At 24.1% G+C, this 11558-nt stretch carries 16 protein-coding genes; all 16 read left to right on the forward strand.

Features of this window, described 5'->3' with window-relative positions; all coding sequences use genetic code 11:
* Positions 1–12: 12 nt before the first annotated feature.
* The 16 genes from ABGF48_RS04300 to ABGF48_RS04375 all read left to right on the forward strand — a co-directional run bounded on the left by ABGF48_RS04300 (position 13) and on the right by ABGF48_RS04375 (position 11512).
* The gene (locus ABGF48_RS04300; RefSeq protein ID WP_408105126.1) at positions 13–132 is read left to right on the forward strand and encodes a hypothetical protein; all 120 of its coding nucleotides are present in this window, start codon (positions 13–15) and stop codon (positions 130–132) included.
* A 196-nt stretch (positions 133–328) separates the two neighbouring features.
* A complete protein-coding gene (locus ABGF48_RS04305) occupies positions 329–553 on the forward strand; it encodes a hypothetical protein (protein ID WP_408105108.1) in 225 nt (74 codons plus the stop codon).
* A 1325-nt stretch (positions 554–1878) separates the two neighbouring features.
* Complete coding sequence (efp, locus tag ABGF48_RS04310) at positions 1879–2436, forward strand: elongation factor P (RefSeq protein WP_408105109.1); 558 nt, start codon at positions 1879–1881, stop codon at positions 2434–2436.
* A gap of 1 nt (position 2437) precedes the next feature.
* Positions 2438–2830 carry a transcription antitermination factor NusB gene (gene nusB, locus ABGF48_RS04315; RefSeq protein WP_408105110.1) on the forward strand — a complete coding sequence of 131 codons (393 nt, stop codon included), beginning with the start codon at positions 2438–2440 and terminating at the stop codon, positions 2828–2830.
* Position 2831: 1 nt separating this feature from the next.
* Entirely contained in the window at positions 2832–4010 is a 1179-nt protein-coding gene (gene xseA / locus ABGF48_RS04320) for an exodeoxyribonuclease VII large subunit (protein ID WP_408105111.1), read from the forward strand.
* On the forward strand, positions 4003–4191 hold the full coding sequence (gene xseB, locus ABGF48_RS04325; protein WP_408105112.1) for an exodeoxyribonuclease VII small subunit: 189 nt from the start codon (positions 4003–4005) through the stop codon (positions 4189–4191). The genes xseA and xseB overlap by 8 nt, the downstream gene beginning before the upstream one ends.
* Positions 4184–5020 (forward strand): polyprenyl synthetase family protein, encoded by an 837-nt coding sequence (locus ABGF48_RS04330; protein ID WP_408105113.1) that lies wholly within the window; start codon positions 4184–4186, stop codon positions 5018–5020. The genes xseB and ABGF48_RS04330 overlap by 8 nt, the downstream gene beginning before the upstream one ends.
* A gap of 8 nt (positions 5021–5028) precedes the next feature.
* Positions 5029–5481, forward strand: a complete 453-nt coding sequence (locus ABGF48_RS04335; protein ID WP_408105114.1) for an arginine repressor — start codon at positions 5029–5031, stop codon at positions 5479–5481.
* A 2-nt stretch (positions 5482–5483) separates the two neighbouring features.
* Positions 5484–7145, forward strand: a complete 1662-nt coding sequence (gene recN, locus ABGF48_RS04340) for a DNA repair protein RecN (protein ID WP_408105115.1) — start codon at positions 5484–5486, stop codon at positions 7143–7145.
* Positions 7142–7687 (forward strand): NUDIX hydrolase, encoded by a 546-nt coding sequence (locus ABGF48_RS04345; RefSeq protein ID WP_408105116.1) that lies wholly within the window; start codon positions 7142–7144, stop codon positions 7685–7687. The genes recN and ABGF48_RS04345 overlap by 4 nt, the downstream gene beginning before the upstream one ends.
* Positions 7687–8316: a site-2 protease family protein gene (locus ABGF48_RS04350; RefSeq protein ID WP_408105117.1), complete on the forward strand. Its 630-nt coding sequence runs from the start codon at positions 7687–7689 to the stop codon at positions 8314–8316. Before ABGF48_RS04345 ends, ABGF48_RS04350 begins: the two co-directional genes overlap by 1 nt.
* A gap of 10 nt (positions 8317–8326) precedes the next feature.
* The gene (locus ABGF48_RS04355) at positions 8327–9052 is read left to right on the forward strand and encodes a segregation and condensation protein A (RefSeq protein ID WP_408105118.1); all 726 of its coding nucleotides are present in this window, start codon (positions 8327–8329) and stop codon (positions 9050–9052) included.
* Positions 9052–9603 (forward strand): SMC-Scp complex subunit ScpB, encoded by a 552-nt coding sequence (scpB, locus tag ABGF48_RS04360; protein ID WP_408105119.1) that lies wholly within the window; start codon positions 9052–9054, stop codon positions 9601–9603. Before ABGF48_RS04355 ends, scpB begins: the two co-directional genes overlap by 1 nt.
* Complete coding sequence (locus ABGF48_RS04365; RefSeq protein ID WP_408105120.1) at positions 9593–10282, forward strand: pseudouridine synthase; 690 nt, start codon at positions 9593–9595, stop codon at positions 10280–10282. The genes scpB and ABGF48_RS04365 overlap by 11 nt, the downstream gene beginning before the upstream one ends.
* 8 nt (positions 10283–10290) lie before the next feature.
* Positions 10291–10947, forward strand: a complete 657-nt coding sequence (gene cmk, locus ABGF48_RS04370) for a (d)CMP kinase (protein WP_408105121.1) — start codon at positions 10291–10293, stop codon at positions 10945–10947.
* The gene (locus tag ABGF48_RS04375) at positions 10937–11512 is read left to right on the forward strand and encodes a lysophospholipid acyltransferase family protein (RefSeq protein WP_408105122.1); all 576 of its coding nucleotides are present in this window, start codon (positions 10937–10939) and stop codon (positions 11510–11512) included. The genes cmk and ABGF48_RS04375 overlap by 11 nt, the downstream gene beginning before the upstream one ends.
* The last annotated feature ends 46 nt before the right edge of the window (positions 11513–11558 follow it).

The raw sequence follows: 11558 nt of genomic DNA on the forward strand, positions 1-11558 counted from the left end.
CCCGATGAGACAATAGCTAGAGAGGTCATCAATGGTAAGTGGGGCAATGGTGAGGAAAGAAAAAAGAAATTAAAGAATGCTGGATATGACTATTATAAGATTCAAAAGATAGTAAATCGACTAATTAAATAGAAAGGAAATATACCTGTGTCTGCTTAAGGCACAGGTTCTTTTCTTATTAAGATACCTTTTAACGCTTAAATGATAGGGGTGTGCAATGTTGAATTATAGCCATTTCTAAAAGTCAAGAATTAAATTGTATCATTTTGAAACGAACATAGACCCTTGTTGTGGTACTGATGGTTTTCTTGTTTCTGCCATGCATCAGATGCTGTCAAAGACACAAGATGAAGCTGAACAATTAGATATTAGAATGATATTGCAACAGAAAGAAAAATATCGTTATGTGTATAATTTTAATGGTAATAGTATGGTAAGACAAAAATTTATGATGCCGGTGGATGAATTGGGGAATATAGATTTTAAGTTTATGAATCGCTATATTGCTTCTAAAGAAATGAAAAATTTAGTAGCAATATTAAAATATATTTAAGGGATGGTGAATAAATTGAAATTAGAGAAATTAGAGGAAATTGATATTAGATAACTCTGGAAGCATAAGCAATATGATTTTTTGGAATGATTATATTGTTATTGGATATAAATTTGTAATTCCTAGTTTATAAAATTATGGCAGAAATGTGATAAAATGTTAACACTAATATTGTTACATTTTTTTTATAATTAAAAGCAGACTGATTTCAAAAATTTCCATGTTTTGTCCGTAAAATTTTGAATCATTTGAAGAAAATAGCAGACAAAAAGCCTTTATTCGCCATTTTTGTCCGTAAATTTTAAGTAGGAATGTGAATTACTTCGATAAAAGCAGATGAAATTAATGAAATTGAACGTTTCATCCGTAAAATATGCTGATAAAAGCAGATGAAAATGTTAAAAATAGAGATTTTATACGTAACACATTCAAAAATAGGGATGAAATTTTTTAGTAATGTATTTTTACGAGCAAGATTTATATATTTTCTGTTTCAGATCCTATATATTCAACTCCGAAATAAAGCTAATTTAATGAAAAATCATATACATCAAAAAGCTTAGATATTATTTCGTAATAAATTTTTGATTTTGAACATGGATAAACGAGTCTTGAGTAAACGAGAGCTTTTCATTGCGAAATATTCGATAAGCTTTTTATGAGAATCATTAGAAATTTATTTTTCTTTTTTAGAGTTTTTAGCAGTAAGCGACGTTTAGGATCATAAAAACTTGAATAGATTTGTAAATAAGTTGCTTTTTTATTGTTAGTTTTTAGAAATAAGCCATAAAATGCACTCTTTATCATTATAGCACCATTTAGTTAATCTACACAGACACTTGGATAAAAGAAATCCTTTATCATTACAGCACTATAGCCTATTTAGTTAATAGACAAAAAATTTTTTTGTCAATTTTTTAAAATTTAAAAAAGCTAGTAAATATGCTAATTTAAATTATGCGGGATATTAAATTAATCAAAAAAATCATGGTGCTGAATCATAAAGACGGCAACTTCTTACTATCAAAATGTTACCATATAAATAACTAATGTACCAATTGGCTTGATTTGATAAATAAAATATAATAATTAACCACTAAATTACTTTACAAGTCTATTTTGAGTTGTTAAAAGTTTATTTAGTGTTTTTTTATTTAATAAATTAGAAGTGTAAAAATCTTAAAAATTAGTTATATAGTAATATTTTTGATTTTTTTTAATTAATAAGTCTATAGATGTAAAAATATGCTTGATTTTTTAACCTTTTGTTTATTTTTCAGTATATTTATGATATAATACAGTGTAATAAATTTATGGAGGAATATATGATAGGAGCAAATGAAATAAAAAAAGGAATGACACTAGAATATGATAATGGTGTTTATGAAGTTCTAGATTTCCAACATGTTAAGCCAGGTAAAGGTCCAGCATTTATCAGAACAAAAATAAGAAACGTTATGAATGGTTCTTCAAAAGATGTAACATTAAATCCAAATGATAAGTTTAATCAAGTAATCATTGAAACAAAGGAAATGCAATATCTATACAATGATGGTACACTATATTACTTTATGGATCCAGAAACATATGAACAACTTCCAATGGATTTTGACATATTTGAAGAAGCTTCTCAATTTGTAAAAGAAAATACAAATGCAATAATTAAATTTTATAACGGAAAAGCATTTTCTATAGAAGCACCAAACTTTGTAGAATTAGAAGTTACAGATACAGAGCCTGGATTTAAGGGAGATACAGCTCAAGGAGCAACAAAACCTGCAACAGTTGAAACAGGTTATACATTAAACGTTCCTCTATTTATCGAAATTGGTACAGTATTAAAAATAGATACCAGAACAGGTGAATACTTATCAAGGGTTTAAGATGAATAGAATCGACGAACGAAAATGGGTTATAAAGATTATTTTTCAGAATGAATTTAATGAAATTGATTTGAATAATTTAAATTTTTATATTAATGAAAATGGAGTAGAAGCATCGAAATTTATAGTTTCATCTCTTAAATCAATATTAAATAACATTGATGAAATTGATGAAATTATTAAATCAAAATTACAATTAAATAGAAAATTTGATAATATCTTGCCTATTGAAAAGGCAATTTTAAGAGTTTCTATAAATGAATTTGTAATTCAAAAGCATGTACCAACAAGTGTTTCAATTAATGAGGCTGTTGAATGTGCGAAAGAATTTGCTAATCCAGATTCTTATAAATTAATAAATGGGATACTTTCTTCTGTAGCAAAGGATATATAATTTGAAAAAAGTAAATGCTATAACAGTTAAACAGTTAAGTAAATATTTAAAAACTATAATAAAAGAAGATTTTATTTTAAACAATATATTAATAATAGGAGAAATAGTAAATTTAAGAGTTACTATGTATTCATATTTTTCATTAAAAGAGGATGATGATACTATTTCTTGTGTTAAATTTGATAATGATTTTAACTTTAAGGAAGGGGATAAAGTTAAAATCAGAGGGAGCTTAAATTTATATACCAGAGATAGTAGATATCAAATCATCGTAAAAGAAATTGATGAGTTTGGTATTGGTGAAAATAGTATACTTTTAAAAAAACTTAAAGAAAAACTATTAAAAAAAGGTTATTTTGACGATGATAATAAAAAATTAATTCCCAAAATACCATATAAAATTGGTCTTATTACTGGACTAAATTCTGCAGCATATTTTGATTTTTTTAAGGTGTTAAATGATAATAATTATGATTGTGAAGTTTTTTATTATAATGCTTTAGTTCAAGGAAAAAGAGCAGAAATTGAAATAGTAGATGGATTGAAAATTTTGGATAATTTAAATCTTGATTTGATTGTTCTTACTAGAGGTGGGGGATCAAAAGATGATTTATCTATTTTTAATAGTGAAATAATAGCTGATAGTATATTTAAGCTAAATACTCCAATTATAACTGCTATAGGACATGATATTGATTTAAGTATTGCAGATTTGGTAGGTGACAAGTATGTATCTACACCTACTAAAGCTGCAGAATATATTATTAAATACAATATAAAATATAAAGAAAGTATTACAAACATATATAAATTTATAGATCATAAAATTCATAATATTATAAATAATTATGATAAATCATTAAAGTTATTGAATTCAAATATTGAATTAAATAATCCTAAAAATAATATTATTGAAAAAGAATATTATTTTAATAACAAAAAAAATAAAATAAATTATTTAATTAATGAAACGATAAATAATATTGAAAAAGAATTGTATACTAGAAAAAATAAAATAGATAATCTATTTAATAAAATTCTAAACAGTAAAAGTATTTACATTAGAGATAAAAAACATAACTATATTGATATTAAAAATATTAAGGTTGGAAATGAATATATAATTTTCAATAATAATATTTCTTATAGAATTAAAGTTGAGGAGAAGATTTATGAATAATAATTATGAAGAATTATTTAAGAGATACGAAGAAATATCTATCTTATTGGATAATAAAGAGATTTCTTTAGAAGAATCTATTAAGCTTTATGAGGAAAGTACAGAAATTTTCTCTAAATTAGAAAAAATATTAAATGACTCTAAACAAAAAATAATAAATATAAGAGAAAAAAATGTTTAAATTATACGATGAAAAAAAATTAGAATTTGAAAATAAAATTAAAAATTATTTTGAAAATGATGAGTTAGGGCTTATACTTAATTATTCAATTGAAAGTGGAAAAAGAATAAGACCACTTATATTGATCGAAACATTTAAAATGTTAAAAAATAATTTATTTTCTGAAAAAGAATATAATGAAGTTTTAGGATTTGCGATATCTTTAGAAATGATTCACAATTATTCACTAATTCATGATGATTTACCGTCAATGGATAATGATAATTATAGGAGAGGAAGAGAGACTACTCACTATAAATTTGGTGAAGATATGGGAATATTGGCTGGTGATTCATTATTAAACTATGCGTATGAAAATATTTTTAATATTTTATCTGAAAATAATTCTATAAATAATATAAATGCTGCTAAATATTTGTCTGAATGTGCCGGTTATCTAGGGATGATAAATGGACAAGTATTAGATATAAAAGATAAAATAAATGATATAGATGATTTGATTGAAATGTACAAAAATAAGACATGTAAATTAATCATGGCAGCTACAAAAATACCAGGATACATATCAAATCTTGATAATGATACTCTTGAAGAGTTAGAATTATTGGGATTTTACATTGGTATGTCATTTCAAATTCAAGATGACTTATTAGATATGGAGCAAGATGAAAAAATAAATAAAGTGACATATATAAGTTTTAGTGGAAAAGATAAGGCGTATTATGATATGATAGATTATTCTAAAAAAGCATTAAAAATTTTATCTAAGTATAAATACAATGATTTTTTAGTCAATTTAATTGAAAAATTAATTAATAGGAAGCATTAGGGGGTAAAATGCGTAAATATGATAGACAAAGAATAATTTTAACTTTGATTGAAGATAATGTTGTGGAAACACAAGACGAGTTAACAAAGTTATTAAAAGATAATGGAATTGTTGCTACACAAGCAACCATTTCAAGAGATATAAAAGAACTTAGAATTACTAAAGTTCAAACAGAAAGTGGAATTTATAAATACACTGTTTTAGATACTATGCATGACACATTAAATGAAAGATATAATAAAATATTCAAGTCAGCAATTTTAAGTATAAAAGCTAATAGAGGTAGAATTATTATTTCTACAATTTCATATGCTGCTTCAGTAGCTGGACAAGCATTAACAAATAGAAAAATTGAAGGAATTACAGGAATTTTAGCTGGATATGACAATATAATAGTTGAAGTTGATGAAGAACATGATCCAGAAGAAATAGTAGAAAAAATTAAGGAAATGATTAACTAATTATGTTATTAAATTTGTACGTGAAAAATTTTGCGATTATAAAACAAATTAATATTAATTTTGATAATGGGTTAAATATCTTATCAGGAGAAACAGGATCAGGGAAAAGTTTACTATTAAAGGCTTTATCTTTAATTAAAGGGGAAAGATTTAGCAAAGATTATATAGGAAAATTTGATTTAAAAACAATTGTTGAAGCTGTTTTTACAAGTAATGATGGTATAAATAATCTTTTGTTAGAAAATAATATTGATGTTGATGAAAATATCATTCTTACAAGAATATTTGATCAAAATTCTTCTGTTACAAAAATAAATAATAGAGCATGTAGTGTAAAGTTCATGAGTCAAATAGCAAATTTGCTATTTGACATTCATGGACAACATTCACAATTAGTTGTTTTAGATAAATCTAATTATATTTCTTTAATTGATAAATTTGATAAAACGACAGATATTCTTAAAAATAGTTTGTCAGAAAATCTAAAAACACTTAATAAATTAAATGATGAAATTTCCAAATTAGAAATTTCTGATGATGAGTTGGAAAGAGAAAAGGATTTATTAAAATATCAGATTAATGAGATAGAATCTTTTAATTTTAATGAATATGATGAAGATAAATTAAATAAAGAATATAAGAAATTAACAAATCAAACTGAACTTATAAATGGGACAAATGCAATTATTGATGCTGTCTCGCAAAGTAATAAGTCATTATCAGTTAAAGAAATTATAAATATGTTATATGACAAATTATTAGATTTAGAGAGATTAGATAGTGATCTTAAAGATTTAACAAGTGATATTCTTAATATTAAAGAGTTAGTATATGATTTTTCTAGAAATATTGAAAATTATTCATATACTCTTGATATAGACGAAGAAAGAATACAAGTTATTGAAGATATATTTTCTGCATTTCACGTTTTGAAATTAAAATATGGAAAGACACCAGAAGAAATTTTAGAATTTTTAGAAAGTATAAAGTCAAGATTTAACATATTAAATAATATTGAAAAACGAAGAAATGAACTTGAAAATGAAATTTCTAAGATTAATAATGAAAATAAAAAAATAGCCAATGAATTAACTTCTAAAAGAAAGCATATTATTAGTGAATTAGAATTTAAAATAATAAATGAATTAAGTGAAATGAATATGTTAAATATTGATTTTAAAATACAGTTAAATAAATCAGAAAAAATTAGTAAAAATGGTCATGATGACATTGATTTTATGATATCTACTAATAAAGGGCAAGAACTTAAGAGTTTAAGCAGTGTTTCATCAGGTGGTGAAATATCTAGATTTATGTTAGCCTTAAAAGCTGCGTTAATTGATAAGGAAGATTTGTCAACAATAATATTTGATGAAATTGATACTGGCATAAGTGGTAAAACTGCTGATATAGTTGGAAATAAATTGAAGAAAATATCGAAAGTATGTCAATTGATTGTAATATCACATTTAGCACAGATAGCAAGTAAATCAGATACACATTATTTAATTTCTAAAGATATTGAAAACGACTTTACTATAACAAGTATTGAAAAGTTAAATTATGATGGAAAGGTAAAAGAAATAGCGCGTCTAATTTCTGGTATTGATATAACACAAAATAGTATAGATGCTGCAAAAGAATTATTAAAGGAGAATTTATGAGTGATAATTTACATGTAGAAGAAACTATAAAATCTGAAAAAATTTATGAAGGTAGAATTATAAAGGTTAGAGTTGATACAGTAGAATTAGAAAATAGAAGTTATGCTAAACGAGAAGTTGTTGAACATGATAGAGGAGTTGGTATAGTTGCTATTAATGAAAATCAAGAAATATATTTGATTAGACAATTTAGAAAACCTGTAGAAAAAGTAATATATGAAATACCTGCAGGACTTGTTGAAGCTAATGAAAATCTTGTAGATGCTGCAGTAAGGGAAGCCCAAGAAGAAATTGGATACAAACCAAATAATATGAGACTTATAGCTGAAGCATATGCTTCTCCTGGATTTACAGATGAAATTATATCAATTTTTTTAGGTACAGATTTAGTTTATGATAAGCTTGATTTAGATGAAACAGAGTTTTTAGAACCATTTAAGGTTCCTTTAAAGAAAGCTGTTGAAATGGTTGAAAATTTTGAAATTGTAGATGCTAAATCTATTATAGGTATTTTATATGCTGCAAGAGAGTTTGGATTATAATGAATAATAAATTTTCAGATTTTATAATTTTAGCTATATCCTTATTATTTGTAATTATCACACACGAATTAGGTCATGCAATAGTTGCTTTATGGAATGGAGATGATACAGCAAAAAACGAAGGAAGAATTACTTTTAATCCATTAAAACATTTAGATTTAATGGGCACCTTGTTTTTAATTGTTTTGAAATTTGGATGGGCGAAACCAGTTCCGATAAATTCAAATAAATTTAAAAATGAAAGATTAGGACTATTTACTGTTTCAATTGCTGGTATAATGGTTAATTTAATGACATGTTTTTTTGCAATTTTAATAAATAATACTTTACTGTATTTTCAAGTGTTTAACTATTATTTATATATTTTATTCAATAATATTGCCGTATATTCGGTAGTTTTTGCTATTTTTAATTTATTGCCAATTCCACCACTTGACGGTTCAAAAATTTTAGCAAGTATTTTACCTAAGTCATTTGAGTATTTTATATATAAAAATGAAAAATACTCATATATTATTTTAATTGTATTATTATATTTAGGAGTTATAAATAAAATTATAATTCCTGTAATAAAGCCAGTATTAAATTTTTTTAACACTATAACAATATATATTTTACAAATGATATGATGGAGTTATTATGATAAATGTTTCAACAGGTGAATTTTATGGTCCTTTTGATTTGTTATTAGATTTAATTAAAAAATCAAAATATGATATATATGAAATACAAATATCAGATATAACAAATAAATATATCGAATCATTAAAACAACTTGATATTCCTGCTGATGAAACGGCAGATTTTATATTAATCGCAACACAACTTTTATATATAAAGACACGTTCTTTGATAAAGGATACAGCTGAAGAGGAAGAGGAAGATTTAATATCCCAAGACGAACTTGTTAGAAGACTTATTCAGTATAAAAAAATAAAAAGCATAATTCCTTTTTTGGAAAAATTGGAAAATCAAGGATTGAGAAAGCATTATAAATTACAAGATGATTTTTCTAGATTTAATAACGAAACTGAAAATATTATTTATGACATTAATAAGTTGAAAAATGTATTAGATCAACTTATTAATCTTTTTTTACAAGTAGATGATTTTAAGGTAGATAGTATATTAAATATTGAAGAATATTCTTTAGAAAAATACAATGAAAATATAAAATTACAATTAATAAAAGATAAAATTTTAAGTATTTCAAATATGCTAAAAAAAGTTGAATCAAAATCAGAAGCTATAATTATTTTCTTATCTATTTTAGAATTATCAAAAACTAACGATTTAATTATAATTCAAGATGATATTTCTATGGAAATAACTGTTGAAATCAAAGATAAACAAAAAGAGGAATAATGAGTAGAAGAGAATTAAAATCAATAATTGATGCAATTTTATTTGCTTGGGCAGAGCCGATTCATATTGATGAAATAATGAAAATTATTGAACAAGATAAGAAAACAACAAGAGATTTATTAAAAGAAATTCAAGATGAATGTGAACATTACAGAAGAGGAATAATCTTAAATAATTACAATGATTATTTTCAATATAGTACAAGAATCGAGCATGACTCTTATTTAAAAAAATTAACTAAATCTTCTCCTAGAAAGATAACTAATTCAACTATGGAAGTCTTAGCAATCATAGCGTATAATCAACCAGTTACAAGGGTTGAAATTGACAATATTAGAGGAGTTAAAAGCTATAGCTCAATAGATACACTAAGGGCAAAAGGATTGATAGAAGAGGTGGGAAGACTTGACGCTGTTGGAAAACCTGTTTTATATGGTACTACAGTCGAGTTTTTAAAATCATTTAATTTATCATCGCTTGGTGAGTTACCTGAAATTGAAAATTTAGACGAAGTAAATACTATTTTGGAAAATGAATATGATGAGAATTAATAAATATATTTCAAGATCTGGTATTGCTTCAAGAAGAAATGCAGAAAAATTAATAATTGATGGATTAGTTAAAGTAAATGGAAATATAGTTACAGATTTATCTTTTCAAATTAATGAAGGAGATGTAGTTGAATATAACAATAAAATTATTGAACCTATTGAGGAAATGTACTATTTTGCACTAAATAAACCTGTTGATTATGCATCAACAAATTCTAAAAAATTTGATGACCATATTATTTTTGATTTAATTGATATAAAAACGAAATTATTTTCAATAGGGAGATTGGATAAGGATAGTAGAGGCTTAATTATTATTACTAATGATGGTGATATTTACAACAAAGTTATACATCCAAGAAGTATTGTTTTTAAAAAATATATTGTAAAAGTTGATAAATTTTTTGTTAAAAATCATAAAGAAATTTTAGAAAATGGTATTGATATTGGAGGATATATAACTAGTCCTGCTAAAATTAAAATATTAGATGATAAAACAATACAAATAGAAATAAGTGAAGGTAAAAATAGACAAATCAGACGAATGTTAGCTATTTTAGGCTATAAAGTTTTGGATTTAAATCGAATTTCAATTGGGGAAGTAAAATTATCAAATTTAGAAATAGGTAAATATAGAAGTTTAACAACTAAAGAAATAAATTATTTAAGAAATTTATAGGAGAAATTATGTATAAATCAATTGCTATTGATGGACCTGCTGGTGCAGGGAAAAGCAGTATATCAAAATTATTGGCAAAAAAAATTAATTTTCATTATTTAGATACTGGTGCTATGTATAGGGCGTGTACATATTTTTATCTTTCAAATAATATTGATATTAATGATGAAGAAATGATTAATAAAAACATAGATAAAATAAAATTAACTATCGAAAATGGTATTTTTTTCTTAAATGGTAAAGATATAACTAAAGAAATTAGGTCAGATGATGTAACTAAAAATGTATCCTTAATTTCAAGTTATAAGAAAATAAGAGAAAATTTAGTTGAGATGCAAAGAAATATAGCTAAACAAAATAATATTATCTTAGATGGTAGAGATATTGGAAGTCATGTATTGAAAAATGCTTCAATTAAATTTTATTTAACTGCTGATGCTGAAGTAAGAGCAAGAAGAAGATTAAATGATGATGCAGTTTCAAGTGATTTAACATTTGAACAAATATTAGAAGATATTAAGAGACGTGATTATTTTGATAGTCATAGGGAGATTACACCATTAGTAAAAGCTGAAGATGCAATTTTAATAGATAGTTCAAATTTAAGTATAGAGGAAGTAATTGATTTAATGATTAAATATTTGGAGAAAAATAATGTTATATAAAGTTTTAAAAGTTATAGTTAGACCAGTATTAAAAATTTTAACTTTATATAAAATAGAAAATATGCCTGAAAATATACCATCAGGTAGAGTTATAATATGTGCTAATCATAAAAGTTTAATTGATCCGTTTTTTTTAATAATGGGATTTAAGAGACAGATTAAATTTATTGCAAAGAAGGAATTATTTAAATTTAAACCTTTAGGTTGGTTTTTAAAAACTGTAGGTACTTTTCCAGTTGACAGAAAAAATAATGATATTGATGCTGTAAAAAAATCAATAGAAATATTGAAAAATGAAGATGTTTTAGGAATTTTCCCAGAAGGAACAAGAATAAAAACTAAACAAGAAATAAAAAGAGAAAATTTTAATAATGGTATTGCAATGATTGCTCTAAGAGGAAACGCAGATATAATACCTGTTGAAATAATTGGTAAAATTGGATTTTTTACACGACCAAAAATAATTTTTAAGGATATAATTCATATTGATAAATTTAAGAATTTACCAAAAAAAGAAATTTATAGAACAATTGTAGATGAAGTGTTTAATAAAATATATAATTAATTACATTTTATTAACATTTAAATTTTTATTTTGAATATAAAAAAAA

This window comes from Helcococcus bovis, from assembly GCF_046035835.1.
GTDB lineage: Bacteria > Bacillota > Clostridia > Tissierellales > Peptoniphilaceae > Helcococcus > Helcococcus bovis.

Coding starts and splice junctions, on each gene's coding strand:
- ABGF48_RS04305 (WP_408105108.1), top strand. CDS start 329: ATGCTGTCAAAGACACAAGATGAAGCTGAACAATTAGATATTAGAATG.
- efp (WP_408105109.1), top strand. CDS start 1,879: ATGATAGGAGCAAATGAAATAAAAAAAGGAATGACACTAGAATATGAT.
- nusB (WP_408105110.1), top strand. CDS start 2,438: ATGAATAGAATCGACGAACGAAAATGGGTTATAAAGATTATTTTTCAG.
- xseB (WP_408105112.1), top strand. CDS start 4,003: ATGAATAATAATTATGAAGAATTATTTAAGAGATACGAAGAAATATCT.
- ABGF48_RS04330 (WP_408105113.1), top strand. CDS start 4,184: ATGTTTAAATTATACGATGAAAAAAAATTAGAATTTGAAAATAAAATT.
- ABGF48_RS04335 (WP_408105114.1), top strand. CDS start 5,029: ATGCGTAAATATGATAGACAAAGAATAATTTTAACTTTGATTGAAGAT.
- recN (WP_408105115.1), top strand. CDS start 5,484: ATGTTATTAAATTTGTACGTGAAAAATTTTGCGATTATAAAACAAATT.
- ABGF48_RS04345 (WP_408105116.1), top strand. CDS start 7,142: ATGAGTGATAATTTACATGTAGAAGAAACTATAAAATCTGAAAAAATT.
- ABGF48_RS04350 (WP_408105117.1), top strand. CDS start 7,687: ATGAATAATAAATTTTCAGATTTTATAATTTTAGCTATATCCTTATTA.
- ABGF48_RS04355 (WP_408105118.1), top strand. CDS start 8,327: ATGATAAATGTTTCAACAGGTGAATTTTATGGTCCTTTTGATTTGTTA.
- scpB (WP_408105119.1), top strand. CDS start 9,052: ATGAGTAGAAGAGAATTAAAATCAATAATTGATGCAATTTTATTTGCT.
- ABGF48_RS04365 (WP_408105120.1), top strand. CDS start 9,593: ATGAGAATTAATAAATATATTTCAAGATCTGGTATTGCTTCAAGAAGA.
- cmk (WP_408105121.1), top strand. CDS start 10,291: ATGTATAAATCAATTGCTATTGATGGACCTGCTGGTGCAGGGAAAAGC.
- ABGF48_RS04375 (WP_408105122.1), top strand. CDS start 10,937: ATGTTATATAAAGTTTTAAAAGTTATAGTTAGACCAGTATTAAAAATT.